Below are 25,313 nucleotides of genomic sequence, written 5' to 3' on the forward strand. Positions count from 1 at the left end.
GCGGCTCACTCGCCGGCCGGCGCGGGCTTGAGTTGCCAATCTCGGCTAAAATCAGGCATTACCCCTTACGGATGCGCCCATGAAAATAGCTTTCCTCGCCGATCCCTTGTCGACCTTTAAGACTTACAAGGATTCGACCTACGCCATGATGGTGGAGGCGGCCAAGCGCGGCCATACCGTCTACGCCTTCGAGCAAAAAGACATGGCGCTCGACGGCGGCGTGGTTTACGCCGAGGTGGCCGAAATCACCATGACCGGCGACGCCGACGACTGGTACCGCGCCGCGCCGCAGCAGGAAGTCAAGCTGGGCGAGTTCGACGCCATCGTGCAGCGCAAGGATCCGCCGTTCGACATGGAATACGTCTACGGCACCTATCTGCTGGAACTGGCCGAGCGCCAGGGCGCGAACGTGTTCAACAAGCCGTCCGCGATCCGCGACCACAACGAGAAGCTCTCCATCGCCCAGTTCAGCGAATTCACCTCGCCGACCCTGGTGACGTCCGACGAGGCGCGCATCCGCGCCTTCCACGCGTTGCACCAGGAAGTCATCCTGAAGCCGCTGGACGGCATGGGCGGCGCCGGCGTGTTCCGCGTCACCGCCGACGGCATGAACCTTGGTTCCATCATCGAAACGCTGACCGACAACGGCCGCCAGACCATCATGGCGCAGCGCTACATCCCGGACATCGTCAAGGGCGACAAGCGGATTCTGGTGATCGGCGGCAAGCCGGTGCCGTTTTCGCTGGCGCGCATCCCGCAAAACGGCGAAGTGCGCGGCAACCTGGCGGCCGGCGGCATCGGCGTGGCCCAGCCGCTGACCGAGCGCGACCTCGAAATCGCCACCACGCTGGGACCGATACTGGCCGCCCGTGGCCTGTTGCTGGTAGGATTGGATGTTATCGGTGATTTCCTTACGGAAGTAAACGTCACCAGCCCGACCTGTTTCCAGGAGATCACGCAGCAGGCCGGCTTCCCGGTCGCCGCCATGTTCATCGACGCGGTCGAAGCGGCCGTGGCGCAGGGCCGATAATAATTGTTTAATCACACTGGCGGTTTAAGAATATGGTTGGCATACTGCTTATGACGCACGCACCACTGGGGCAGGCCTTTATCGCGGCCTGCGCCCATGTGTTCCGTGGTCCCACCGAGCGGCTGGAGGCGATCGACGTGATCGCCGACCAGGACCTCGGCGAAGTCCAGGCCCTGGCAGCAGCGGCGATCAAGCGCCTCGACGCCGGCGATGGCGTCCTGGTGATCACCGACGTCAAAGGCGGCACGCCCGCCAATTGCTGCAACCGCCTGGCCGACGCCGGCCGGGTGGAGGTGATCGCGGGCATCAGCTTGCCGATGCTGCTGCGCGCCATCACCTATCGCCGCGACTCGCTGGACGTGGTGGTGGAAATGGCCTTGGCTGGCGCACAGAGCGGAGCGGTGCGAGTCGATAACCGGATACGCGTCGGGGAACCCTGACGTTTTTTTTGCAGTGCGCATTTCTGATTGAGACAAAAGAAAAATGATTCAACAAGAACTTGAGATTATCAACAAGCTTGGTTTGCATGCGCGTGCCTCCGCCAAATTCACCCAACTGGCAGCAAAATTTCAAAGCGACGTCTGGCTGACGCGCAACGCGCGCCGCATCAACGCCAAGTCGATCATGGGCGTGATGATGCTGGCCGCCGGCAAGGGCGCCAAAGTCACGCTGGAAGCCGACGGTCCCGACGAAGCCGATTGCGTCGCCGCGCTCAGCGCGCTGGTCAACGACAAGTTCGGCGAAGGCGAGTAATGCCGTCGGAACGCAGCCGCCCCCGTTCCCTCTCGGGGCCACCCATGGCCTCGTTCACGCTGCATGGCATTCCGGTTTCGCGCGGCATCGCCATCGGCCGCGCCCACCTGATGGCGCCGGCCGCGCTCGACGTCAAGCACTACCTGGTGGCCGAGGAGCAGGTCGAGGCCGAGGTCGCGCGCCTGCAGCAGGCGCTGGCCCAGGTGCACAAGGAACTGCAGACCCTGTGGAATGAATTGCCGAAGGACGCCCCGACCGAACTGGGCGCCTTCATCGACGTCCACGCGCTGATCCTGTCCGACCCGATGATCTCGGAGGCGCCGCTGGACATCATCCGCGCCCGCCACTACAACGCCGAATGGGCGCTGCTGACCCAGATCGACGAGCTGTCGGCGCAGTTCGACGAAATCGAAGACCTGTACCTGCGCGAGCGCAAGGCCGACATCCAGCAAGTCGCCGAGCGCGTGCTGAAGGTGTTGATGGGCACCGAGCAGCTGCCGCTGCCGGGCAACGGCGGCGACGACGAGCCGCAGCCGCAGATGATCATCGTCGCGCACGACATCTCGCCGGCCGACATGCTGCAGTTCCGCGACCGTTCCTTCATCGGCTTCGTCACCGACGTCGGCGGCCAGAACTCGCACACCGCGATCGTGGCGCGTTCGCTCGACATTCCGGCGGCGGTCGGCATGTCCGGCGCCTCGACCCTGATCGAGCAGGACGACTGGCTGATCATCGACGGCGAAGCCGGCGTGGTGATCGCCAATCCGAGCGCGCTGGTGCTGGAGCAGTACCGCGAACGCCAGGCGGCCGCGCTGCGCGCCCGCAAGAAGCTGCAAAAGCTGAAGAAGACCCCGGCCGTCACCAAGGACGGCACCGAGATCACGCTGCTGGCCAACATCGAGCTGCCGGACGATTGCGCGGCCGCGATGGAGGCGGGCGCCAACGGCGTCGGCCTGTTCCGCTCCGAGTTCCTGTTCATGGGCCGCAACAACAAGATCCCGTCCGAGGACGAGCAGTTCGAGCAGTACAAGCGTGCCGTGGTGGCGATGAAGGGCCGCCCGGTGGTGATCCGCACGCTCGACATCGGCGCCGACAAGCCGCTCGACCAGAGCGAGCACACCGCGCTGAATCCGGCGCTGGGCCTGCGCGCGATCCGCTACTGCCTGGCCGAGCCGCAGATCTTCCTGACGCAGCTGCGCGCCATCCTGCGCGCCTCGGCGTTCGGCAAGGTGCGGATCCTGATCCCGATGCTGGCGCACGCCTTCGAGATCGACCAGTCGCTGGCGATGGTGGCCCAGGCCAAGGCCGAGCTGCGCGAGGCCAACGTCAAGTTCGACGACCAGGTCGACGTCGGCGCGATGATCGAAATCCCGGCCGCCGCGCTGGCGCTGCCGATGTTCGTCAAGCGCATGGACTTCCTGTCGATCGGCACCAACGACTTGATCCAGTACACGCTGGCGATCGACCGGGTTGATTATGAGGTCGCGCACCTTTACAATCCGCTGCATCCGGCGGTGCTGCAATTGATCTCGATGACGATCGCGGCCGGCCATAAAGCCGGGATCGACGTCGCGGTATGCGGCGAAATGGCGGGCGACGTCAAGTTGACCCGCCTGCTGCTGGGCATGGGGCTGCGGGAATTCTCGATGCACCCGGCGCAGCTGTTGTCGGTCAAGCAGGAAATCCTGAACAGCGACCTTGCGCGCATCGTGCCGCAGACCCGCAAGATCATGCGCTCGATGGAACCGAATGTAATTGCAGACGCGGTCGAACAATTGCAGTCGATGTAAGTTGGCGGCGCCCATCCTCGCGGCGCCGCCTTGATAGATGGCCCGTGGGGCCGCCCCAATAAAAAAACTCAACCACAATGCCATCCTTAGGATACGTCTCTCCGCAAACCATGCATTTCGCGCAGCCGCTGCTGCTGCAAAGCGGCGCCTCGCTGCGCGACTACATGCTGATGTACGAAACCTACGGCACCCTGAATGCCGACAAATCCAACGCGGTGCTGGTGTGCCACGCGCTAAACGCCTCGCACCACGTCGCGGGCGAATACGAAGGCCAGCCGAAAAGCCTGGGCTGGTGGGACAATATGGTCGGTCCCGGCAAGCCGCTGGATACCGATAAATTCTTCGTCATCGGCATCAACAACCTCGGCTCCTGCTTCGGCTCGACCGGGCCGATGCACGGCAATCCGGCCACCGGCAAACCGTACGGCGCCGCCTTCCCGGTGGTGACGGTGGAGGACTGGGTGGCGGCGCAGGCGCGCCTGGCCGACGAGCTGGGCATCACGCAATTCGCCGCCGTCATGGGTGGTTCGCTGGGCGGCATGCAGGCGCTGGCCTGGTCCATCATGTACCCGGACCGGTTGCGCCACTGCGTGGTGATCGCCTCGACCGCCAAGCTGTCGGCGCAGAACATCGCCTTCAACGACGTGGCGCGCCAGGCCATCCTGTCCGATCCGGACTACCACGGCGGCGATTTCTACGAACACGGCGTGGTGCCGAAGAACGGCCTGCGGGTGGCGCGCATGGTCGGCCACATCACCTACCTGTCGGACGACGACATGGCGGAGAAGTTCGGCCGCAAGCTGCGCGATATCGGCGAATCGGGCGACTACAAGTTCGACTTCGGCGTCGACTTCGAGATCGAATCCTACCTGCGCTACCAGGGCGACAAGTTCAGCGAATACTTCGACGCCAACACCTACCTGCTGATCACCAAGGCGCTCGATTACTTCGACCCGGCGCGCGGCCACGGCGGCGACCTGGCCAAGACGCTGGCCGGCACCACCGCCAAGTTCTTCCTGGCCTCGTTCACCACCGACTGGCGCTTCTCGCCGGAGCGCAGCCAGGAGATCGTGCAGGCGCTGGTGTGCAACCGGCGCCAGGTGACCTACGCCGAGATCGACGCGCCGCACGGCCACGACGCCTTCCTACTGGAGGATCCGCGCTACATGAACATGGTGCGCGCCTACTACGGCCAGGTGTGGAACGAGATAAAGGACGCAGCATGAACTTCAATGAACTGAGCACCGCCCGGCCGGACCTGGCCTTCATCGCCCACTGGGTGCCCGAGAACGCGCACGTGCTGGACGTCGGCTGCGGCGACGGCGTGATGATGGACTATCTGCAAAGCGACAAGCAGTGCAGCGGCTACGGCATCGAGATCGCCGACGACAAGGTCCTCGACAGCACCCGGCGCGGCGTGCGCGTGATCCAGCAGGACATGGAGAACGGGCTGTCGATCTTCGGCGACAATTCTTTCGACACCGTGCTGTGCCTGTCGTCGCTGCAGATGATGAAGCACGTCGAGGCGCTGCTGCGCGACATCGTCCGGGTCGGCAAGGAGGCCATCGTCTCGTTCCCGAACTTCGCCTACTGGCCGCACCGCGTGGCCTTGCTGAAGGGACGCATGCCGGTGTCGGAATCGCTGCCGTACGAATGGTACGACACGCCCAACGTGCGCTGCGCCACCATCAACGACTTCCGCGACCTGGCCGAGGACTGCGGCCTGGAAGTGATCGAATGCGTGGCGCTGGCCGAAGGCCGCCGCGTCTCCTTCCTGCCCAACCTGCGCGGCGACCTGGCGGTGTTCCGCCTGCGTAAAAAAACCAAGGCGGCGAACTGATGGCCGGCGTGGAGCGGGGCGGCGGCGCGGCGCGTCCGTGGTACAGCTACCTCAACAAGCGCACCGTCTCCATCCTGTTCCTCGGCTTCAGCTCCGGCCTGCCGCTGTACACGCTGATCTACCTGATGCAGGCGTGGCTGGCCAAGGCCGGGCTGGACGTCAAGGCGCTGGGCCTGTTCGGCCTGGTGACTTTTCCGTACACCTTCAAATTCCTGTGGGCGCCGCTGATGGACCGGTATGCCATCGGCTCGCTGGGCCGGCGGCGCGGCTGGATGGCGCTGACCCAGCTCGGCCTGTTCGTGGTGATCGGCGCGCTGGGCATGCTGGATCCGAAAAGCGAGCTGGCGCTGATCGCCTTGTTCGTCGGCGTGATCGCCTTCCTGTCGGCCAGCCAGGACGTGGTGATCGACGCCTACCGCCGAGAGATCCTGGCCGAGGAAGAGCAGGGCCTGGGCGCGGCCATCATCGTCAACGCCTACAAGGCGGCCAGCCTGATCCCGAGCGCGCTGGGCCTGGTGCTGGCCGACAGCCAGCCGTGGCAAGTGGTGTTCTGGGTGGTGGCGGCCTTTATGCTGCCGGGCTTCATCTGCACGCTGATGTCCAAGGAGCCCGCCGTGTACGGCGCGCCGCCGAAGAACCTGGAGGAGGCGGTGGTGCTGCCGTTCCGCGAGTTCGTGCGGCGCGACGGCTGGAACTCGGCGCTGATGATCATCGGCTTCGTGCTGCTGTACAAGATCGGCGACACCATGACCACCGCGCTGTCGACCAAGTTCTTCCTCGACATCGGCTTCACCACCAAGCAGATCGGGCTGGCGGCCAACGCCACCGGCTGGTGGGCCAGCCTGGCCGGCGGCGCGGTTGGCGGCATCTGGATGATCAAGCTGGGCATCAACCGCGCGCTGTGGGTGTTCGGTGTGTTACAGGCGCTGGCGATACTCGGTTTCGCCTGGCTGGCCAACGTCGGCCCGGATCCGGTGCTGCTGAGTGCCGTGTTCGGCTTCGAAGCTTTCGCCAGCCTGGGGCTGGGCTCGGCCGCGCTGGTGGCCTTCATGTCGCGCGCCACCGACCCGCGCTACACCGCCACCCAGTACGCGCTGTTTTCCAGCCTGGCGGCGGTGCCGCGCACATTCATCAATTCCTCGGTGGGGTATATTGTTGCTGAAACCGGATGGTTCTGGTTCTTTATCGTGTGCTTTGTTTTGGCGTTTCCTGCAATGATGATGCTGCCAAAAATCGCTCCTTGGAATAGTCGACATGAAAAAGCTTAAATTGAACGCCGCCTTGCTGGCGCTGCTCGTCTGCACCGGGGTCTACGCCCAGAACGATGGCATTCCCGTCACCAGCATGTCGCGTCTGCGCGGCCTGGGCGGCGACGCCAGCCAGTTCGACCAGCAGTCGAAGCTGCAATACAACCAGATGCTCAGCGAGGCGCACAAGAAAGACGCCGTCGCCACCGACCGCAATCCGCAACTGATCCGCCTGCGCGCCATCGCCAAGCGCTTGATCCCCTTCACCGCGCGCTGGAATCCGGACGCCGCCAAATGGCAGTGGGAAGTCAACCTGCTCAACTCGCCGACGGTCAACGCCTTCTGCATGCCGGGCGGGCGCATCGCCTTCTACAACGGCATCCTGACCAAGCTGAATCTGACCGACGACGAGGTGGCGATGGTCATGGGCCACGAGATCGCACACGCGCTGCGCGAGCACGCGCGCGAGCAGGCCGGCAAGAACACCGTCACCTCGGTCGGCGCGCGCATCCTCGGCGCGGTCGGCTCGGCCTATTTCGGCGTCGACCCACGCGTCGGCGACGCGGCGGCCGGCATGGCGGCGCAGGGGTTGGCGCTGAAATACTCGCGCGGCGACGAGACCGAGGCCGACCTGGTCGGCATGGACCTGGCCGCGCGCGCCGGCTTCGATCCGCGCGCCGGGATCGCGCTGTGGCAGAAGATGGGTTCCGTCAACAAGAGCCAGCCCTTGCCCTTCCTGTCGACGCACCCGAGCGGCAAGGACCGCATCAACGAGATGAACAAGAATATGCACCTGGTGTTGCCGGTGTACGCCAAGGCCAAGGGGCTGGATCCGGCCGCGCTGCCGGCGTATCACTCGCTGGCCCTGCCGCGCTCATAATGCCGCAGGCTCCGCTGCCGATGCGCGACGGCGTCGCGCCCAGCTATCTGTATCTGCCGGAAGGACGCTGGCCGGACCTGATCACCTTCCTGGTGGCGCGCTTTCCCGATGTGGCGGAAGCGTCGTGGCGCGAGCGCATGGCGCGCAACGAAGTGGTGGACGGCGACGGCAAGGTGCTGGCGCCGCACAGCGCCTTCAAGCGCGGGCTGCGCATCTTCTACTACCGCGAGCTGGAGGCCGAGACGCCGATTCCGTTTAAGGAAGAGATCCTGTTCATGGACGAGCATCTGGTGGTGGTCGACAAGCCGCATTTCCTGCCGATGATTCCGACCGGCCGCTTCCTGCACGAGACGCTGCTGGTGCGGCTGAAGAAAACCCTGGGCGAGGCGGCGTTGACGCCGATCCACCGGCTCGACCGCGAGACTGCCGGGGTGGTGATCTTCTCACGCAACGAGGCCAGCCGGGGCGCCTACCAGTCGATGTTCCAGAAGCGCGTGATCGAGAAGGAATACGAAGCGCTGGCGCCGCGCCTGCATGGCCGCGCATTTCCGTTCACCTACCGCAGCCGCATGGTCGACGGCGACAAGTTCTTCATCATGAAGGAGGAGCCGGGCGAGCCGAATTCGGAAACACTGGTCGACGTCATCGAGCACCGCGCCGAGCACACCTTGTACCGGCTGTATCCGCACACCGGCCGCAAGCACCAGCTGCGGCTGCACCTGGCCTCGCTCGGCATCCCGATCGTCAACGACGCGTTCTATCCGGTGGCGCTGCCGTGCAAGCAGGACGACGTGTCGCAGCCGCTGCAGCTGCTGGCGCGCGCCATCAGCTTCATCGATCCGCTCAGCGGCGAGTGGCGCGAGTTCCGCTCGCGGCGCAGCCTGTAAGGTCTAGTCCGATCCGACCAGCGTGTCGACCGCGATGTTCTGGCCGATCAACAGGATTTCATTGCTGCTGCTGTGGTAAGACTGGTAGTTGTTCTGAATGCCATCCGAGATCCATACCAAACCGTTCAGATGGATATGCGAGCCGGCAAAGGCTGCGGTGATGGTCAGCGTGCCGGTGTCGCTGAAGGTACGCACACTGGCGGCGCTGTTGATCGTCAAATCATTGTTCCCGCTGTAGCCGAAGTGCAGCGCTTCGACGCCGCGGATATCGGTGGTCTGGCCGCCCACCGTCAGCTCGTTGACGCGCGTATTGACCGTCAGTTTGTCGTTGCCCAGGCCGGCGCGGATGGTGACGCCGTCGATGGTGCTGCAATAGATGGTGTCGTCGCCGTTGCCGGTGGTGACGTTGGCGCCGAAGCCGGTGCTGACGGTGTTGTTGCCGTTGCCGGTGGTGACCCTGCTGTCGTTGCCCACCGAAACGAAGGAGTCGTCGCCGGTCACGATCTGGTCGCCGTAGCCGCCGCCGCCATCGACCCAGGCGCGCGCGCCGACGGTGATGTAGTCGATGCCGCCGCCGGCGTATAGCGTGATGTCGTCATACTCCGGATGGGTGTAGCCGCCGTCCCTGGAGGTCAGGTAATAGGCGGTCGCGGTGACGTGGTCGGCCGGGTTGGCGATGCGCACGCCGTATTCGATTTGCGTCGACAGATCGGCGGCCAAGCTCCAGTTGGCGTGTTTCGGGTCGGTGCCGGTGAGCGTCGCCTGTTGCCAATGGACGCCATGGTCCAAGGTCACCTCGACGATCTGGTCCGTTATTTCGGCGGCGGCGGCGGTCAGCGTGCCGGTGAGGCTGCTGGTGGTCTCGATGAAGTGGTTGCCGGTCAGCGTGTCGCTGTTGTAGGCCTGGGTTTCGACCTTGACGGTGACGGTGCCGCTGTAAGGCGTACCGACGTTGCCGGCGGCATCAGCCAGCAGCGCGACCAGATAGTGGTAGCCGTCGCCCAGCGGCGTGCTGATGTCGATGTCGACGCTCTCGCGTTGGCCGGAGAGTTGCGGGCCGACGCTGAAGTAATCATCGCCGTAGTACAGGTCGCCGGACTGGATCACATAGCTGCCCACCTGCGTGCTGCTGTTGTTGGTGTCCAGAATCAGAATCTTGTCGCCGGCGTGGAATCCATGCAGGCCGGCCACGTTCAGCGACACCTTCTGCACGCTGCTGGTGATGTTGTCGCTGTCCGAGCGGCCGCTGTCGCTGCCGACGGCAAGGCTGAGCGCGTGGCCGTCGAGCGAAGTGATGCTGGTGTCCAGCAAATACTCGCGGTAGAGCTCGTTGCCATTGCTTAAGCGCACCACCATATCATGGCTGCCGCTCAACAAGGTGACGTCGTCCGCGTGCCAGAGGCCGTTGGCGGCGATGGCGTCGGTCCAGGTCGAACCGCCGTCCGCCGACACTTGTATGGTTTGTCCGGCATCCAGCAAGCCGGTGTAGCGGCCGCTGACGGTTTGCACTGCCACGTTGGTGATCAGGTCGTTGTCGCTGTCGCCGGCGTCGGCGGAAAAAGTGAAATCGCTGTAGACCTCGGCCGGCTGCGGGTGGTCGCCGCTGGTGGTGAAGTGCAGCACCGGGTGGGCGTCGTTGCCGGCCAAATCCCTGACTTCGAGGCCGCTGACCGTGTAGTGGGTGCCGCCGGTCAGCGCGGCCTGCAGCGCCACGGTCAGCGTGCCGCCGCTGACGTTGTCGCTGTTCAGCGTCAATGTCTGGGAATTGTCGGCGTTGTTGTCGTCCCTGATGATGATCGTGGCACCATTCTCGATGGTGATGAACTCGTCGAATTGCAACACCAGCTGGGTGATGTCGGCGCCGACCATGGTGTCGTCCCCGGTCGGCGAGCTGCTCGCCAGGACTGGCGCGATGTTGTCCACGGTGATCGTCGCGGCCGAGGTGGGCGCCGCGCTGACGACGCCGTTCGCGTCCACCATCACCGCCGCCAGGTTGTGGGCGCCGGCGCTCAGCGGCGCGTCCAGGGTCACCGACAGGCTGTCGCGGAAGCCTGGGTTGTTCTGGTCCTTGGAAATATAGTCGCCGCTGCCGTAGAGCAGGTCGCTGGCCTGGATGACGTAGTGGCCCACCACCATGTCGCCGTTGCTGGTATCGATGATGCGCAGCGTATCGCCGACATGGAAGCCATGCACCTGCAGCACGTCGACATCGACCTTGGTGGCGTCCTGGGTGATGCCGTCGTCGTCGAAGGCGCCGCTGTCGCTGTCGTGGGACAAGGTCAGCGTGTGCCCGGTCAGCGCGGCGGTGTTGGCGGTGGCGGCGGCGTACACATAGCTCTGGCTGGCCGTCTGCGTGCTGAGCGCGCTGGTATTGCTCACGCGCGCCAGCATCACGCCGGCCATGCCGCCGCTCACGCTGCTCAGGTTGGCCGTTTCGATGCCGCCGACGTAGGTCCAGGTGTTGCCACTGGTGGTGGCCTGGTGCCAGTGGGCGCCGTTGTCCAGCGACACCTGGACGAAGTCGTTGGCCCCCAGCGCGCCGGTGATGGTGCCGGTGACCGTTTGCGCGGCGACGCTGGTGACATAGTCGGAGCTGCTGTCGCCGTTGTCGATGAAGTGGATGGCGGCGCCGGCCACCGCAGTGGGCGCGCTGGGGGCGACGCCGCCGGCGACGGTGAAATGGGTCAGCGTGGTGGAAAGGATGCCGTAGTCGGCGCCGCCGCTGTCGGCGTGGAGAGCGCCGTTGTTCATCGTGACGCTGTAGCTCAGGCCGGCCTTGAGCGCGCTCGACAGCGTGATGGTGACGGTGTTGCCGCTGTAGCTGACCTGGCCGTCGTCGCCGCCCGCATTGGCGCCCTGGCTGAGCGTGACGCTGCGGCTGTCGGTGGCGCCGACGATGCGGTTCAGCAAGCGTCCGCCGCTGAGATAAGCCTGGCTGTGGCCGTCGCTGATAACGATATTGCCATTGCCCAAATTCATCGCCTGGTCGAAGGTCAGTACGATGGTGTTTCCGGTCTGGGAGATCGATTGCAGGGTAGGCGTGGGCATAAAAGTCTCAAGGCTATCAAGGACGGAGTAAAGTCACATGATAGCAAATTACACACGCTAATTTCCATTTGGTAAATTTTATCCGCCCGGTTTTGTGCTGCGAAACAACGCTCCGGGCGGCGCCGGCGGATTCAGGCCAGATACTCGATGGTCAGCGGGGCGTGGTCGGAGAATTTCTCTTCCTTGTAGATCGCCACGGTGGTGGCCTTGGCGGCGATGCCGGGGGTGGCGACGTGATAGTCGATGCGCCAGCCGACGTTTTTGGCGTAGGCCTGGCCGCGGTTGCTCCACCATGTGTACTGCTCCTCGCGCGGGTCGAGGCCTCGGTGCACGTCGACGTAGCCGACTTCGTCGAAGATGCGCGTCATCCATTCGCGCTCTTCCGGCAGGAAGCCGGAATTTTTCTTGTTGCCCTTCCAGTTCTTCAGGTCGATTTCCTTGTGGGCGATGTTCCAGTCGCCGCAGATGACCACTTCGCGGCCTTCGGCGTGCAGCTGCTGCAGATGCGGCAGGAACAGCGCCATGAAGCGGAACTTGGCTTCCTGGCGCTCCGGGCCGGACGAGCCGGACGGGCAGTAGACCGAAATCACCGTCAGGTTGCCGAAGTCGCATTGCACATAGCGGCCCTCGGCGTCGAACTCCGGCGCGCCGAAGCCGATCACCACGCGGTCCGGTTCGATCTTGCTGTAGACGCCGGTGCCGGAATAGCCCTTTTTCTCGGCATAGTGGAAGTGGCCGTGGTAGCCGCCCGGGTTGAGGAATTCCGGCGTCATGTCGGGCGCTTGCGCCTTGAGTTCCTGCACGCAGACGAAGTCGGCGTCCTGCTTGGCCATCCAGGTGAAGAAGCCCTTGCTGGAGGCGGAACGGATGCCGTTCAGATTGGCGGAGATGATTTTTGGCATAGAGATATCGCTGCGTAAATTTTGGAATGCATTAGTGTAGCGGTAAAATGCGGGTACTTTATAGAAATGAGGCACCATGAATAATTTACGTCAGGAATTTATCGCGTTTTCGGTCCAGACCGGTGTGCTGCGCTTCGGCGAGTTCACCACCAAGGCCGGGCGCCAGTCGCCGTACTTCTTCAACGCCGGCCTGTTCCATGACGGCGCGACCCTGGCGCAGCTGGCGCAGTTCTACGCGCAGACGCTGCTCGATTCTGGCGTCGAGTTCGACATGCTGTTCGGCCCGGCCTACAAGGGCATCACGCTGGCGTCGGCGACGGCGGTGGCGCTGGCCGGCAAGGGCCGCAACACCTCGTTCGCCTTCAACCGCAAGGAAGCCAAGGACCACGGCGAAGGCGGCACCATCGTCGGCGCCAAGCTGCAGGGCAAGGTCGTCATCATCGACGACGTGATCTCGGCCGGCACTTCGGTGCGCGAATCGGTGGACATGATCCGCGCCGCCGGCGCCGAGCCTTGCGCCGTGCTGATCGCGCTGGACCGCATGGAGCGCTCCGGCAAGGACGGCCAGCTGTCGCCCAATTCGGCGGTGCAGGAAGTGGCGCAGACCTACAATATTCCGGTGATTTCGATCGGCAACCTGGACGATCTGTTCAGCTACCTGAACGGCGCCGGCGCCGATCCGCAACTGTTGCAGCACAAGGACGCGGTGGCCGCCTACCGCACCCGCTACGGCATTGCTTAATTTGCCATGTTGGTAGACTTTGTAATTTCTTTGGTGTAACCTTTTGGCACGGCGTCCAGACCGGGGAAAATAGAGGCTGATCCAATGAACATCGCAACATTGAAGGTACACGGCGGCGACGAAGGCCTGGCCGACGTGCGCGACGGCTTGCCGAGCGAGCCGCACGGCGATTGGCAAAAGGGCGACGTCAAGTCCGACGGCCGGGTGCGCATCGATTCCGGCTTCTACGTCTCGATCGGCACCGATCAGAACCCGGACGAACTGCTGAAGCAGATTCGCCACTACCTGGCCGAGTGCGAAGCGCGCGGCATCCACTTCGAGCGCGCCGACGTGGCGGCCGAGCTGCGCGTCTCCTTCAGCACCGAGCAGGGCGCGGCCACGCCGAGCCTGGACTTCGCCTTGTCGGACCTGGCGTTGCTGGTACAAATGGGCATCAATCTCAGCATCACTCCCTGATGCGGTTTTCCGAGGACCGGCTGGCCGGCTTCGCTTGTGCAGCCGGCGCGCAACGCCGCGTCCACGTGTGGGAACCGGCCGCGCCGCGCGCGGTCATGCTGGCCATCCACGGCGGCATGGCGCACGGCGGCGATTACGTCACCCCGGCGCTGTACTTCCGTGCGCACGGCATCGCCACCGTGGCCTACGACCTGTGCGGCCACCAGGATGCGCGCCGGGTCGACATCCCCGGCTTCGACGTCTTCCTCGACGACAGCGTGCGTTTCCTGGCCTGGGTCAAGCACAGTTATCCTGGCTTGCCGATCTACGTCATGGGCCATTCGATGGGTGCGCTGATCGCCACCCACCTGGGCCTCGGCCGGTTTGCCGGGGACGCCGACATCAAGGGCTACATCCTGTCCTCGCCGTACTACGTCAACGCCATCAAGGTCTCGCCGCTGCTGCTGGCGCTGGCCGGCGTGCTGGGCGTTGTAGCACCGCGCATGAAGGTGCCGCTGACGCCGTTGACCGATCTGCTGACCCACGACGCCGCCATCACCGCGCGCCATCACGTCGACGAGCGCGACGGCATCCGCGCCACCGAACTGACGGTCCGCTTCGGCAACGCATTGACGGCGGCGCAGCAGGGGCTGGCATCGCGCATGGCGGCGTGGACGCACCCGCTGTTCGTGGTGGTCGCCGGCGACGACAAGTTGGCCGACGCCGATGCCGCCGAAGCGATGCTGCACATGATCGCGCCGGCGCTGCTGACCTACCAACGCCACCCGCACAACTACCACGAGAATTTCAACGAACTCAATCGCGAGCAGATCTTCGCCGACATCCTGGCGTGGATGGCTACGATGCGATAGCGGTCGGGGACTTCCAGCCGTTGCCGTGCTTGATGATCTGGGCGATGACCGAGATTTCGTCGAAGATGCGGTACTCACGCGAGATCTTGCCGTCGCGGAGTTCGAAGTGCGACACGCCCATGATGTTCACCGGCGCGCGGTTCACCGCGCCGTAGACCGGCGAGCCGCTGTAGGTGCCGCGCAGCAGCCAGATCACCGCGATGCGCGTGCCAAGGTCTGCCGATTCGTGCACCGCGATGTCGCGCACTTCGATCACGCCGTCGGGGAAGGGCGCCAGCAGCGCCATCACTTCCATCTGAAAGTTCGAGATCTGCATCGAACGCCGCATGCGCACCGACTGGCACACCACCGCCTCGTTGCAGTAATGCGCCACGCGGTCGATGTGGCGCTGGTTCCAGACTTCGTCGAAGTAGCGCACGATCATCGCGCTGTCCTCCCGATAGCGCGCCGGGCGCGCGCCCGAGATGCCGGCCACCACCGGATCGGCGATCACGCCGGCGAACGACGATGCCTTCTCGCCCGATTCGATCGCCTTGCCCAGCACCGGCGAGTGGTCGGCCAGCTCCGCCGCGACGACGTAGGGATCGATGCCCAGGCCCTCCAGCACCGCGAACTCGTCGCGGATCACCCATTCCTCCACCACCACGTTGTTGCGCACCAGGCAGTGCGCCACGCTGCGGTTGAACCAGGTGCGGCCGGTGGGCGGGCCGTAGGTCCAGTGGCCGGTGTGGGTGGCGTTGTTGAAGACGCGGTGCGAACTGATAAAGCTGTTGTCGCCGCGCGCTTCCCAGATGACGTCGTCGTGGCCGCCGCCGCGATTCGGGAAGGCCACCATCTTCTGGATCGAGTTGCCGATCACGTCGCGCATGCCGTAGGTCTCGCCGTAGCAGGTATGCACCTTGACGTCCGGCGCGTACATGTCGTTGATCTGGCCCAGGCCGCGATTGATCCAGATGCGGTCGGTCCAGCCGGTGATGTAGTCGCGCGGATTGCGGTAAGGCGCGTAGGCGGAAGGGAGCAGGTCGTTCAGTTGTGCGTCGATGGACATGATGTGCTTTCTAAGGAAGTTGGTGCAGCCATTCGCGGAGCGCGGCGCCGACCGCCTCCGCTTGTTCGACCGGCGCCAGATGGCCGGCATCGGGTATTTGGGTGTAGCGCGCCGCTTGCATCAGCGCGCGCATGCGCCGGTGCTGCTCCGGCGGGCAAATCAGATCGTGTTCGCCGCAGGCCAGCAGGGTCGGCGCATCGATCTGTGGCAGCATCGGCCAGTAGTCGCGGCGTCCGCCCAGCGCTTCCGACTGCGCCATGAACGCCGCCGGACCGTGCGCCACGGCCATCGACGCCACCAGCTCGGCCAGCGCGGGATGACGGTCCGACGGCGTGAAATACGCTGGCGCCAATTCGTTGCGGGCGACGACGTCGAGCGCGCCGGCCAGCGCCGCGCCCACCTGGCGGTCGCGCCGGTCGCGCCGCGCCGCGATGTCGGCGGCGGGATTGACGCCGAACAGCGCCAGGGCCCGCACGCGCTGCGGCGCCAGCCGCCAGATCTCCAGCGCGACGATGGCGCCCATCGACAGGCCGATGGGAATCAACTCGCCGTCGGCCGCCGCCAGCGCCTGGCGCGCCATGGCGGCGATGCTGGTCTCGTGGCGGTAGTCGGCGTGCACGCCGCGCCAGTCGCCGGCCAGCGCCGCGCGCACCGGTTCCCAGACGCGGGCGTCGCACAGCGTGCCGGGCAAGAACAGCAGCGTCGCCAAGATCAGGCTCCCGCCGCCAGCAGGGCAAGCGCGTTGTCGCCGCCGCGCACCACGAACACTTCCGCCGCCGTCGCGGCCCGCAGGTGGTGTCGCATGCCGCGCGGGACGCTGAAGGTGTCGCCGGTGGCGAGCGGGATGACGGTGCCGTCGTCCGCGCACCACTCCACTTCGCCGCGATACACCATGATCACCTCGGACTGTTCGTAGGCTTGTGGTGGCGTTCCGCCGCCGGCGCCGAAGGCCAGGTGGTAAAGGGTGAATCCGTGCTTGGCCAGCGTGGCGGGGGCGGCGCCGATGATGGCGCTCTCGCGCGCCTGGCCGGCCGCCAGCGCGGCGCTGTCCTGCGGGTGGCGCACCACGTTGGCGGCCATCTGCGCTACGTCCGGTGTGCGGATATGCGCCAGTTCCGCGCGCTCGGCGGGCGCCACTGGTGTGCGGCCGGCGGGCACGGATTCGCCCTCGATGGTGTCGACCAGCGAGCCGTTATCCAGCAGCACCAGGCCATGGCCGCGCGCCTTCTCGATCACGTGCGGCGCCCACAGCACGCGGCCCGGATCGTCGCTGCCCAGCACCGCGAACATGAAGGCGGTGTCGTCGCCGACGTTTTCGAAGCCACGGAACATGTTCACCGGGATCGAGATCGTATCGCCCTGCTGCAGCAGCACTTCGCCGGCGTCGCCATGCTCGCCCCAGAAGAAGCGCCAGCTGCCCTGGTGGATGATGAACACTTCTTCGGTCAGGTGGCTGTGCAGCGAGTTGGTGCAATGCGGTGGCTGGCGCGCGCCGCCGATGTTGAAGCCGTGCGCTTCGCGGATATGCACGTGCTGGTGCGGATTCTCGGCGACGCCGGGGCCGATGATGGTGAAGTTTTCCTTGCGGTCGCTGCCGGGACTGCGGGCGTCGATGAAGGCGTTGGTGCACGGCTGGAGCTCGTCGTAGCGCACCAGCCGGCTGCGCAGCGAGGGGGGAATGGACATGGGATTACCTTTCAAAATTTGTTAGTCAAGCCAGGCTGCGGCCGCCGTCGACGGCCAGCACGATCCCGGTCGAGAAGGTGAGTTGCGTGGCGAGCGCCAGCACCGCCTGGGCCACTTCGTCCGGCATGGCCAGCCGTTGCATCGGCGTGCGCTGCACCTGAGCGTCGTGCCAGCCGGCGTCCAGCCCTTGCACGAAATCGGTGTCCACCAGTCCCGGCGCCACGGCCACCACGCGTATCGCCGGCGCCAGTGCGCGCGCCAGCGATTTGGTCAGGTTGTCGACGCCCGCCTTGGATGCGCAGTACATGATGTTGCTGCCGTTGGCGGTGCTGCCGGCGATCGACGAGACGTTGACCACCAGGCCGCGGCCTTCGCGCGCCAGCAGAGGGTGCATCGCGCGCACGGCGGCGAACGGGCCGCGCAGGTTGACCGCCAGGATGCGGTCGATCAATGCGTCGTCCAGGCCATCCAGGTCGGCGTGCGCGACGAAGCCGGTGGTGCCGGCGCAGTTGACCAGGATGTCGAGGCGGCCGGGCTGCGCGGCGATGTCCTGCGCCAGCGCAGCCAGCGCGGCGCTGTCGGTGACGGCCGCCATCACGGCGGCGTGCGGCGGCGTGGCGGCGGGCAGCGAGGCTGCGATGGCCTGCGCGGCTGCGGCGTCGCCCCGATAGCCGACCAGCACACTGGCGCCGGCCGCCGCCAGCGCGCGGCAGATGGCCGAACCCAGGCCGCCGGCGCCTCCGGTGACCAGCGCCACCCGGCCGCTCAGGGCCTTCGCCGCGACCGAGGCCGGGGCGGGAGCCGCCGCCGCCGCCGCCGTAGCCGTAGCCGCCGACACGTCTTCGATCTCGCTCATGCCTTCATGCGGCGGACGCGGATGTCCGCCTGTTCCTGGTGGCCGGCGAAGTGCTCCAAGGCGCACAGGCGCGAACAGACTTCGCCGATCATCACCGACGCTTCGTCGGTCAGGATGCGCTGGTAGGTATGCGTCTTGATGAACTTGCCGACCCACAGACCGCCGGTGTAGCGGCCGGCGCGGTTGGTCGGCAGCGTGTGGTTGGTGCCGATGACCTTGTCGCCGTAGGACACGTTGGTGCGGTGGCCGAGGAACAGCGCGCCGTAGTTGCTCATGCGTTGCTGGAACCATGCGGGATCACGGGTCATCACCTGCACGTGCTCCGAGCACAGACGCTCGGCTTCGGCCAGCATTTCCTCGTCGCTGTCGCACAGGATGATCTGGCCGTAGTCGCGCCATGCGGCGCCGGCGACCTCGCGTGTGCTCAAGCGCGCCAGCACGTTGTCGATCTGCGCCGGCAGCTCGGCGGCCAGCTGCTTGCTGGTGGTCAGACAGATGGCCGGCGAATTCGGGCCGTGCTCGGCCTGCCCCAGCAGATCGACCGCCACCAGCTCCGCGTCGACGCTGTCGTCGCAGATGACCAGCGTCTCGGTCGGTCCCGCGAACAGGTCGATGCCGACGCGCCCATACAGCTGGCGCTTGGCTTCCGCCACGTAGGCGTTGCCGGGACCGACCAGCATGTCGACCGGTTCGACATGCTCGGTGCCGAGCGCCATCATGGCCACCGCCTGCACGCCGCCGACCACGTAGATCTCGTCGGCGCCGGCCATCGCCATCGCCGCGACGATCGCCGGCGCCGGCTTGCCCTGGTACGGCGGGGCGCAGGCGATCACGCGCTTGACGCCGGCCACCTTCGCGGTCAGCACGCCCATGTGCGCCGACGCCAGCAACGGATATTTGCCGCCCGGGACGTAGCAGCCAACCGACTGCATAGGGATGTTCTTGTGACCGAGTACTACGCCGGGCAGCGTCTCGACTTCGACGTCGCGTATCGACAACAACTGGATCTGTGCGAAGCGGCGAATCTGCGCCTGGGCGAAGCGGATGTCGTCGATCGCTTGCTGCGGCAGCGAGGCGATGCAGGCGGCGATTTCTTCGTCGCTGAGACGCAGCGACGATGGCGTCCACTGGTCGAATTTGGTGGAGTACTCGCGGACGGCCTGGTCGCCGCGCGCGGCGATGTCGGCCAGGATGGCCTCGACGGTGGTGCGGACGTTGTTGTCGATCTGGGCGAGTTGGTCGGCGGGTTTGCCCCGCTTGAGGTGCTGAATCATGGCGCGGTCTTTCCTTGCGGTGAGGTGCGAAATGGATGGTCCGGGCGGTCCCGGTAAATAAAGTATGAGTTGATGTGACTTCGAATGCAATCACTTTTTCGTCAAAACCACAGCATGTATAACAAAAGTGTTGACGTAATCATGAAAAAAGAAGAAAGTTTCTGACTTCGAAGTACGAAATTCATCAACCCAACGCAAAGGACTGTGGCTTATGAGTAGTGATTCCGCCCCCGGCATGGCCGGATTCGACCTTGAATTCACCAATCTGGACGAGTACATCCGGGTCATCACCCGCCGCATCTGGGACGAGCGGCGGTTCGAGGACATCCACCGTTATTACTCGGACCCCTGCATCGTCGAGATGCCGACTTCCGTCACCAGCAGCATTCAGACCGTGGTCGACGGCACCATCGCCTCGCTGGGCGTGTTCCCGGACCGACGCCCGCTGTATGAGGATGTGATCCAGTCGGGCGATGCCGAAACCGGCTTTCTCAGCTCGCACCGCGGCATCTCGGCGATGACCCATCTGGGGCACGGCGTGTTCGGGCTGGCCAGCGGCCGCCGCGTGCATGCCCGCGCCATCGCCGATTGCGTCTGCAAGGACAACCGCATCGTGCATGAATGGCTGATCCGCGACCAGGCGGCGATCGCGCTGCATATCGGCGTACAGCCGCGCGACCTGGCGCAGCGCTGGCTCAATGAGCGCGGCGGCTGGGACAAGCCGGTGGCCGGCGCCGCGCCGTCATGGTATGTCTCGGCCGTCAGCAAGGAGCGGCTGGCGCAGGATTACGCCGCCTCGCTGGCCGATTTCGCGCAGCAGCGCGGCGACGCCTCGCTGGTGTACGCGGTCGCGGTGCACCATATCGGCCCGGGCGGCACCACGCGCTACGGCCAGGAGGAGGTCGGCGGTTACTGGAGCGACCTGTTCTCCGCGCTGGTGCCCGAGCGCTTCGAGGTGGAGCACCTGGCGTTGCAGCGCGGCGGTGACCGCGCCGACCGCATCGCCTTGCGCTGGCGCGCGCACGCCATCCATCGCGGCAACGGCATGTTCGGCGTCGCCACCGGCAAGCCGGTCGAAATCATGGGCATCAACCATGTCGAGCTGCATGACGGCAAAGTGGTGCGCGAATGGGTGCTGGTGGACGACGTGGCGCTGTGGATGCAGGTGCTGACGCCGGCCGTCGTGCAGGGGGCGGTCAAATGAGCCGCCGCGAAGATTTCCGCGCCGCGCTGCTCGGCGCCGCGCCGATGATGGGCACCTTCCTGAAGACCCCGTCGGCCATCGTGTGCGAGGTGCTGGGCCTGACCGCGCTCGATTGCGTCTGCATCGACGCCGAGCACGCGCCGTTCGGGCCGATGGAAATCGACGCTTGCGTGGCCGCCCTGCGCGCCGGCGACATGCCCAGCCTCGTGCGGGTGCGCACCGGTACGGCCGGCGAAATCCTCGGCGTGCTCGATGCCGGCGCCAATGGCGTGATCCTGCCGCATGTGGTCAGCGGTGCGCAGGCGGCGGTGGCGGCGCGGGCCGCGCATTATGGCGGCGTGGGCGGGCGCGGCTACGCCGGTTCCAGCCGCGCGGCGCATTACACCACCGGCACCATGGCGGCGCATCTGCGCCACAGCGCCGAGCATACGGTGCTGATCGCGCAGATCGAAGACGAGGAAGCGTTGACGGAGCTGGATGCGATCGCCGCCACACCGGGCATCGATTGCCTGTTTGTCGGCCGCATGGACCTGACGCTGTCGATGGGCGCCACCGATCCGCTGGACGCGCGAGTGGTGGCGGCGGTGGAGCAGATCTGCGCTGCCGGCCGCCGGCATGGCAAGCCGGTGGGGATGTTCATCACGCCGCAGGAAAGCTGCGCGCAGTGGCAGGTGCTGGGCGCCAGCCTGTTCTTGCTGGGTTCCGACCACAGCTTCCTGCTGGACGGTGCGCAGCGCCTGCGCACCCGGCTGGCGCCCTCGGTATGTTAAACGCTGCGCGGAGCCAGGCGCGCGGTGGCGCCCTCGATCAGCTGGGCCGAGAAAGAACGCTTCTCGGGCCCGGCGCCCGGGTTGTTGATCATCGACGTCAGCAACTCGGTGGCGGCGCGCGCCATTTCCTGCACCGGCTGGCGCAGCGTGGTGAGCTGGTAGCTCATCCAGTTGGCCGGCTCGATGCCGTCGAAGCCGGCCACCGACAATTTGCGCGGCACCTCCAGCCCCAGTTCGTGGCGCGCGGCGTCGACGCAGCCGATCGCCATCACGTCGTTGCCGCAAATGACGGCGTCCGGCGCGCGGCCCATCTGGCGCACGATCTCGCGCATGCCGACGGCGCCGCTCTCGTAATCGTAGTTGCCGCGCACGATGACCGGCTTGGCCAGTTTCAGTTCGGCGATGCGCTCGCAGGCGCCGCGCGTGCGCTCCTGGGCCACCACCGATTCCGCCGGGCCGTCGATGATGGCGAAGCGCTTGTGGCCGGCCGCCGCGAGGCGCGACACCAGCGTGCGTGCGCCGTCGACCTGGTCGCAGACCACCGCGCTGACCGCCTTGTCCTTCATGGTGCGGTTGTACAGCACCAGCGGCACGCGGCGGCGTTCGAATTCCTCGACGTGGCGCGGCAGGATGTGGGCGGCGGCGGCGATCACACCGCCGACCTGGTATTCCCAGATCTGCGACAGCACGCGATCGACCTCGGTATCGCCGGGCAGCGTGAACAGCAGCATGCGCATGCCGTTCAGGCTGAACTGGCGGCTCAGCTCCGACAGCACCTCCGGGTAGTACAGGTTGGTCAGGTTGGAGATCAGCACCGCGATCAGGTCGGAGCGGCGCGTGATCAGGCTGCGCGCTATGGCGTTGGGGGTGTAGCCCAGCTCCGCCGCCGCCTTCATCACGCGGGCGCGCATTTCGTCGGAGGCGTAGGCGCCTTCCTTGAAGCAGCGCGACACCGCCGATTGCGACACGCCGGCGCGTACCGCCACGTCGTAGGACGTGTAGTTGACGCGGGTGCCGTCCGGCTTCTCCGCCAGTGCTTCCTTGTTTGCCTTGGTGGCCATTTCATCTCAGTCAGGGTGTGATCATGCGACGATTATAAATCAAATACATGCATTCGATTGCAAGCGCGATGCACAGCGCCGGGGAGGGCGTGCGTCCTGAATTTACAGGCTAAACACTGTTTCATTTTGACCACCATCATGAAAATATCTTGACGCGATGTGACTTCGAAGTCAGGATTCAGTCATCAACTTGAGCGAGTTGATGATCAAGAAGCCCCCGGTAGTGGGGCGCGATGGTCCCAATTCATACTGCATGCGAAGTATCGTCTTAGGCGGCATAGATTTTGCGTGTATCACGACCAATACTGGAGAATCACATGAAGAAGTTCAAGACCAAGACCCTCGTTTGGCAGTTGGCCTCGATCGGCGCCGTCAGCGCGCTCGGCCACGGCCTGGCGCTGGCGCAGGAGCAGCCCGACGCCGCGCCGGCCAAGACCGAACTGCAATCGGTCGTGGTGACGGCGCAGCGCCGCGCGGAGAATCCACAGGACGTGCCGGTGTCGGTGACGTCGGTGTCGGCGGAACAGCTGGCCGCGCGCAACATCACCGACCTGTCGCAGATGGAGGGTGTGTCGCCCGGCTTCACCTTCGGCCGCTCCGGCGCCGATGCGCGTCCGGCGATGCGCGGCGTGCGCACCGATAACGTCGCGGTCAACGGCGACACCACCATCGGCTTCTTCATCGACGGCATCTACAAATCACGCGCCCAGCAGGCGCTGGCCAGCTTCGTCGACGTCGACCGGGTCGAGATCCAGCGCGGACCGCAAGGCACGCTGTACGGCCGCAATACCTTCGGCGGCAATATCTCGGTGATCACCAATGCGCCGGTGCTGAACAAGACCCAGGCCGAGGCCAGCCTGCTGGCCGGCAGCTTTGGCCGCGTGCGCGCCGAGGGTGTGTACAACCTGCCGCTGGGCGAGACGGCGGCGGTGCGCTTCGTGGTGGCGCGCGAAAGCGCCGACGGCTACGTCAAGAACGATTTCAACACCTCCGGCGATCTGTTCGACCAGGATCTGAAATATGCGCGCATGGTGCTGCTGTTCAAGCCGACCAAGGACTTCGACCTGACGCTGCGCGCCGATAACACCCGCCAGGACAGCAATGGCGGTTCCGCCTTCGGCTACAAGCAGGCCGGCACCTACTACGATCCGGCCTCCTGCCAGCAGCTGTTCAACGGCAGTGTGGCGCTGGTGAATCCGCGCCCCGGCAACTTCGACGGCGTCGCCGACTGCAAGCGCACCGTCGCGGCGGGAAATGGCAGCGGCGCGAACGCGGTCGGCTCCGGCGTCGACCTGGGCATCCCGATCCACGCTCCGGGCAGCGCGTATAACATCGATGCCGATTACCGCCCTTTCATGAAGTTGCGCGACAAGAGCGCGTCGCTGGACATGACCTACCGCTTCGACGGCTTCGCGGTGAAGTCGATCACCGGCTATGCCGACTTCGAAGTCCAGCGCAGCGCCGACTCCGACATGTCGGCGTCGCAGATCGCGATCGACTTCCAGCGCACCGCGGCCAAGACGCTGTCGCAGGAATTCCAGATCTTGTCGACCGGTCGCGGTCCGCTGGAGTGGGTGGCCGGCTACTACTACTTCAACGACAAGCTGCGCGGCACCTTCATCAACCAGCAGCAGCCGCGCGTGATCAATTCCGAAGCGCTGGGCGCGCCACTGAGCTTGCCGGTCGCCTCCGCCGGCACCTTCGACGACCCGTACGCCAAGACCGTGTCGAACGCCTTCTATGCGCAGGGTTCGTGGAAACCGAGCGAACAACTGAAGCTGACGCTGGGCGCGCGCCGCACCGAGGACAAGAAGAACTTCCGCTTCGCCAACGCCAATTCGGTCCTGCCGCTCGGCGCCAACGGGCTGCCGGATGGGACCAAGATCACCATCAATACGCCGTCGCCGGGGATCGCCGCCTTCGGCACGGCCGGCACCTCGAACTGCGTGCCGGCGCGCGGGCCCGGTTTCTACTGCGATCCGGCCAATCCGTCGGTATTGTGGGGCGCGACCTACGACGAGCAGACCTTCTCCAAGACCACCATGCGCGCCGCCGTCGATTACAAGCTGGCCAAGTCCAATCTGCTGTACGGCAGCTATTCGACCGGCTTCCGCTCCGGCGGCTTCAACTCGGGACAGGCCGATCAGACGGTGCGCAGCTTCCTGCCGGAGGACGTGAAAGCGTTCGAAGTCGGCTCGAAGAATCGCTTCCTGGGCAACACGCTTCAGCTGAACGTATCGGCCTTCCATAACAAGTATTCCAACTTGCAGGAGCAGCGCCAGACGCCGGTGGGCGGCACCACCATCACCACGGTGTTCAACGCCACCCAGGCGCGCGCCAACGGTGTCGAAACCGAAGTCCAGTGGCGCGCCAGCGAGCGGCTGTCGCTGGGCGCCGGGCTGTCGGTGCTGGATGCGAAGTACACCGACTTCAAGAACGTGGCCCTGCCTTACGGGACCTCGATCCTGGTGGCCGACGCCAGCGCCACCGCGCCGACCTTGATAAACGGCGTCGTCATCGCGCCGGCCGGACAGCGGCGCGTATTCGCCCCCGGCTACAGCTGCGGCCCGATCGCCGGCACCGGCGGCGTCGGCCAGCCGGCGGTGGCCTTCGGCTGCGACCTGTCGGGCAACCGCTTGCCGTATGCGCCGCGCTATCAGGGCTCGGTGTCGGCGTCGTATGAAGTGGACCTGCCGAACGGCGGCCGCCTGGTGCCGCTGGCGGTGGTGACCTTCTCCGGAGGTTACTATGGCCAGCCGTTCAACTCGGCGCTGGAAAAACAGGGCGCTTACGCCAAGACCGACTTGAAGCTGAACTGGGAAGTCAACGACAGCTGGAGCGTGCTGTTCTCGGTGGATAATGCGACCGACAAGCAGACCATCAATCGCTTCGTCTGGGGCGGTGGCGGCGGCATGCAGGTCAGCGCCGCGCCGCCGCGCACCTTCGGTGTGCGGGTAAACTACAAGTCGTTCTGACGCTGACTACAGG

23 protein-coding genes are annotated in these 25,313 nt (G+C 65.6%); 15 read left to right on the top strand and 8 right to left on the bottom strand.

Features of this window, described 5'->3' with window-relative positions:
- Positions 1–79 precede the first annotated feature (79 nt).
- From gshB to GW587_RS29165, 9 genes are all read left to right on the top strand, one after another.
- Positions 80–1,030, top strand: a complete 951-nt coding sequence (gene gshB, locus GW587_RS29125) for a glutathione synthase (RefSeq protein WP_166108408.1) — start codon at positions 80–82, stop codon at positions 1,028–1,030.
- Between the two features lie 32 nt (positions 1,031–1,062).
- Positions 1,063–1,470, top strand: a complete 408-nt coding sequence (locus tag GW587_RS29130) for a PTS sugar transporter subunit IIA (protein ID WP_166108409.1) — start codon at positions 1,063–1,065, stop codon at positions 1,468–1,470.
- 43 nt (positions 1,471–1,513) lie between these two features.
- The gene (locus GW587_RS29135; RefSeq protein WP_166108410.1) at positions 1,514–1,783 is read left to right on the top strand and encodes an HPr family phosphocarrier protein; all 270 of its coding nucleotides are present in this window, start codon (positions 1,514–1,516) and stop codon (positions 1,781–1,783) included.
- Positions 1,784–1,827: 44 nt separating this feature from the next.
- Positions 1,828–3,573 carry a phosphoenolpyruvate--protein phosphotransferase gene (ptsP, locus tag GW587_RS29140; RefSeq protein WP_166108411.1) on the top strand — a complete coding sequence of 582 codons (1,746 nt, stop codon included), beginning with the start codon at positions 1,828–1,830 and terminating at the stop codon, positions 3,571–3,573.
- A 110-nt stretch (positions 3,574–3,683) separates the two neighbouring features.
- Positions 3,684–4,799: a homoserine O-succinyltransferase MetX gene (metX, locus tag GW587_RS29145; RefSeq protein ID WP_229259710.1), complete on the top strand. Its 1,116-nt coding sequence runs from the start codon at positions 3,684–3,686 to the stop codon at positions 4,797–4,799.
- A complete protein-coding gene (gene metW, locus GW587_RS29150) occupies positions 4,796–5,413 on the top strand; it encodes a methionine biosynthesis protein MetW (protein ID WP_166108413.1) in 618 nt (205 codons plus the stop codon). Before metX ends, metW begins: the two co-directional genes overlap by 4 nt.
- Positions 5,413–6,681, top strand: coding sequence for an AmpG family muropeptide MFS transporter (locus tag GW587_RS29155; RefSeq protein ID WP_166108414.1), 1,269 nt, complete (start codon positions 5,413–5,415; stop codon positions 6,679–6,681). Before metW ends, GW587_RS29155 begins: the two co-directional genes overlap by 1 nt.
- Positions 6,668–7,540, top strand: coding sequence for a M48 family metallopeptidase (locus GW587_RS29160; protein WP_166108415.1), 873 nt, complete (start codon positions 6,668–6,670; stop codon positions 7,538–7,540). Before GW587_RS29155 ends, GW587_RS29160 begins: the two co-directional genes overlap by 14 nt.
- Positions 7,540–8,427, top strand: coding sequence for a pseudouridine synthase (locus GW587_RS29165; protein ID WP_166108416.1), 888 nt, complete (start codon positions 7,540–7,542; stop codon positions 8,425–8,427). The genes GW587_RS29160 and GW587_RS29165 overlap by 1 nt, the downstream gene beginning before the upstream one ends.
- A 3-nt stretch (positions 8,428–8,430) precedes the next feature.
- On the opposite strand, the gene GW587_RS29170 is transcribed toward GW587_RS29165, so the two are convergent.
- Both GW587_RS29170 and GW587_RS29175 read right to left on the bottom strand, forming a co-directional pair.
- A complete protein-coding gene (locus GW587_RS29170) occupies positions 8,431–11,475 on the bottom strand; it encodes an Ig-like domain-containing domain (RefSeq protein WP_166108417.1) in 3,045 nt (1,014 codons plus the stop codon).
- 131 nt (positions 11,476–11,606) lie between these two features.
- Entirely contained in the window at positions 11,607–12,377 is a 771-nt protein-coding gene (locus GW587_RS29175) for an exodeoxyribonuclease III (protein ID WP_166108418.1), read from the bottom strand.
- A 76-nt stretch (positions 12,378–12,453) separates the two neighbouring features.
- On the opposite strand from GW587_RS29175, the gene pyrE reads away from it, so the two are divergent.
- The 3 genes from pyrE (at position 12,454) to GW587_RS29190 (ending at position 14,426) form a co-directional block, all read left to right on the top strand.
- A complete protein-coding gene (pyrE, locus tag GW587_RS29180; protein ID WP_166108419.1) occupies positions 12,454–13,119 on the top strand; it encodes an orotate phosphoribosyltransferase in 666 nt (221 codons plus the stop codon).
- Between the two features lie 84 nt (positions 13,120–13,203).
- Positions 13,204–13,575 carry a hypothetical protein gene (locus GW587_RS29185; RefSeq protein ID WP_166108420.1) on the top strand — a complete coding sequence of 124 codons (372 nt, stop codon included), beginning with the start codon at positions 13,204–13,206 and terminating at the stop codon, positions 13,573–13,575.
- On the top strand, positions 13,575–14,426 hold the full coding sequence (locus tag GW587_RS29190; RefSeq protein ID WP_166108421.1) for an alpha/beta fold hydrolase: 852 nt from the start codon (positions 13,575–13,577) through the stop codon (positions 14,424–14,426). Before GW587_RS29185 ends, GW587_RS29190 begins: the two co-directional genes overlap by 1 nt.
- Here GW587_RS29190 and GW587_RS29195 read toward each other — a convergent pair.
- Genes GW587_RS29195 through hisD form a run of 5 tightly spaced genes read right to left on the bottom strand, consistent with a single transcriptional unit; the run spans position 14,413 to position 19,290 of the window.
- Positions 14,413–15,474 carry a nuclear transport factor 2 family protein gene (locus tag GW587_RS29195; protein ID WP_166108422.1) on the bottom strand — a complete coding sequence of 354 codons (1,062 nt, stop codon included), beginning with the start codon at positions 15,472–15,474 and terminating at the stop codon, positions 14,413–14,415. The two genes, GW587_RS29190 and GW587_RS29195, sit on opposite strands and share 14 nt — an antisense overlap.
- Before the next feature lie 10 nt (positions 15,475–15,484).
- Complete coding sequence (locus tag GW587_RS29200) at positions 15,485–16,183, bottom strand: alpha/beta fold hydrolase (protein WP_166108423.1); 699 nt, start codon at positions 16,181–16,183, stop codon at positions 15,485–15,487.
- A gap of 2 nt (positions 16,184–16,185) precedes the next feature.
- Positions 16,186–17,160, bottom strand: coding sequence for a cupin domain-containing protein (locus GW587_RS29205; RefSeq protein ID WP_166108424.1), 975 nt, complete (start codon positions 17,158–17,160; stop codon positions 16,186–16,188).
- 25 nt (positions 17,161–17,185) lie between these two features.
- Positions 17,186–18,016 (bottom strand): SDR family NAD(P)-dependent oxidoreductase, encoded by an 831-nt coding sequence (locus tag GW587_RS29210; protein WP_166108425.1) that lies wholly within the window; start codon positions 18,014–18,016, stop codon positions 17,186–17,188.
- Positions 18,013–19,290, bottom strand: coding sequence for a histidinol dehydrogenase (gene hisD, locus GW587_RS29215; RefSeq protein ID WP_166108426.1), 1,278 nt, complete (start codon positions 19,288–19,290; stop codon positions 18,013–18,015). The genes GW587_RS29210 and hisD overlap by 4 nt, the downstream gene beginning before the upstream one ends.
- Positions 19,291–19,501: 211 nt before the next feature.
- Here hisD and GW587_RS29220 point away from each other — a divergent pair, with 211 nt between their 5' ends.
- The gene (locus tag GW587_RS29220) at positions 19,502–20,494 is read left to right on the top strand and encodes a nuclear transport factor 2 family protein (RefSeq protein WP_166108427.1); all 993 of its coding nucleotides are present in this window, start codon (positions 19,502–19,504) and stop codon (positions 20,492–20,494) included.
- A complete protein-coding gene (locus GW587_RS29225; RefSeq protein ID WP_207393692.1) occupies positions 20,491–21,264 on the top strand; it encodes an HpcH/HpaI aldolase family protein in 774 nt (257 codons plus the stop codon). Before GW587_RS29220 ends, GW587_RS29225 begins: the two co-directional genes overlap by 4 nt.
- Here GW587_RS29225 and GW587_RS29230 read toward each other — a convergent pair.
- Positions 21,261–22,325: a LacI family DNA-binding transcriptional regulator gene (locus GW587_RS29230; protein ID WP_166108428.1), complete on the bottom strand. Its 1,065-nt coding sequence runs from the start codon at positions 22,323–22,325 to the stop codon at positions 21,261–21,263. The two genes, GW587_RS29225 and GW587_RS29230, sit on opposite strands and share 4 nt — an antisense overlap.
- Before the next feature lie 317 nt (positions 22,326–22,642).
- On the opposite strand from GW587_RS29230, the gene GW587_RS29235 reads away from it, so the two are divergent.
- The gene (locus tag GW587_RS29235) at positions 22,643–25,300 is read left to right on the top strand and encodes a TonB-dependent receptor (RefSeq protein WP_166108429.1); all 2,658 of its coding nucleotides are present in this window, start codon (positions 22,643–22,645) and stop codon (positions 25,298–25,300) included.
- Positions 25,301–25,313 lie beyond the last annotated feature (13 nt).

It is taken from the genome of Duganella aceris (genome assembly GCF_011090165.1).
Lineage (GTDB): Bacteria > Pseudomonadota > Gammaproteobacteria > Burkholderiales > Burkholderiaceae_D > Rugamonas > Rugamonas aceris.

Bases quoted from the DNA above. Each gene is read 5' to 3' on its own strand.
- gshB (WP_166108408.1), top strand. From the start codon at position 80: ATGAAAATAGCTTTCCTCGCCGATCCCTTGTCGACCTTTAAGACTTAC.
- GW587_RS29130 (WP_166108409.1), top strand. From the start codon at position 1,063: ATGGTTGGCATACTGCTTATGACGCACGCACCACTGGGGCAGGCCTTT.
- GW587_RS29135 (WP_166108410.1), top strand. From the start codon at position 1,514: ATGATTCAACAAGAACTTGAGATTATCAACAAGCTTGGTTTGCATGCG.
- ptsP (WP_166108411.1), top strand. From the start codon at position 1,828: ATGGCCTCGTTCACGCTGCATGGCATTCCGGTTTCGCGCGGCATCGCC.
- metX (WP_229259710.1), top strand. From the start codon at position 3,684: ATGCATTTCGCGCAGCCGCTGCTGCTGCAAAGCGGCGCCTCGCTGCGC.
- metW (WP_166108413.1), top strand. From the start codon at position 4,796: ATGAACTTCAATGAACTGAGCACCGCCCGGCCGGACCTGGCCTTCATC.
- GW587_RS29155 (WP_166108414.1), top strand. From the start codon at position 5,413: ATGGCCGGCGTGGAGCGGGGCGGCGGCGCGGCGCGTCCGTGGTACAGC.
- GW587_RS29160 (WP_166108415.1), top strand. From the start codon at position 6,668: ATGAAAAAGCTTAAATTGAACGCCGCCTTGCTGGCGCTGCTCGTCTGC.
- GW587_RS29165 (WP_166108416.1), top strand. From the start codon at position 7,540: ATGCCGCAGGCTCCGCTGCCGATGCGCGACGGCGTCGCGCCCAGCTAT.
- GW587_RS29170 (WP_166108417.1), bottom strand. From the start codon at position 11,475: ATGCCCACGCCTACCCTGCAATCGATCTCCCAGACCGGAAACACCATC.
- GW587_RS29175 (WP_166108418.1), bottom strand. From the start codon at position 12,377: ATGCCAAAAATCATCTCCGCCAATCTGAACGGCATCCGTTCCGCCTCC.
- pyrE (WP_166108419.1), top strand. From the start codon at position 12,454: ATGAATAATTTACGTCAGGAATTTATCGCGTTTTCGGTCCAGACCGGT.
- GW587_RS29185 (WP_166108420.1), top strand. From the start codon at position 13,204: ATGAACATCGCAACATTGAAGGTACACGGCGGCGACGAAGGCCTGGCC.
- GW587_RS29190 (WP_166108421.1), top strand. From the start codon at position 13,575: ATGCGGTTTTCCGAGGACCGGCTGGCCGGCTTCGCTTGTGCAGCCGGC.
- GW587_RS29195 (WP_166108422.1), bottom strand. From the start codon at position 15,474: ATGTCCATCGACGCACAACTGAACGACCTGCTCCCTTCCGCCTACGCG.
- GW587_RS29205 (WP_166108424.1), bottom strand. From the start codon at position 17,160: ATGTCCATTCCCCCCTCGCTGCGCAGCCGGCTGGTGCGCTACGACGAG.
- GW587_RS29210 (WP_166108425.1), bottom strand. From the start codon at position 18,016: ATGAGCGAGATCGAAGACGTGTCGGCGGCTACGGCTACGGCGGCGGCG.
- hisD (WP_166108426.1), bottom strand. From the start codon at position 19,290: ATGATTCAGCACCTCAAGCGGGGCAAACCCGCCGACCAACTCGCCCAG.
- GW587_RS29220 (WP_166108427.1), top strand. From the start codon at position 19,502: ATGAGTAGTGATTCCGCCCCCGGCATGGCCGGATTCGACCTTGAATTC.
- GW587_RS29225 (WP_207393692.1), top strand. From the start codon at position 20,491: ATGAGCCGCCGCGAAGATTTCCGCGCCGCGCTGCTCGGCGCCGCGCCG.
- GW587_RS29230 (WP_166108428.1), bottom strand. From the start codon at position 22,325: ATGGCCACCAAGGCAAACAAGGAAGCACTGGCGGAGAAGCCGGACGGC.
- GW587_RS29235 (WP_166108429.1), top strand. From the start codon at position 22,643: ATGAAGAAGTTCAAGACCAAGACCCTCGTTTGGCAGTTGGCCTCGATC.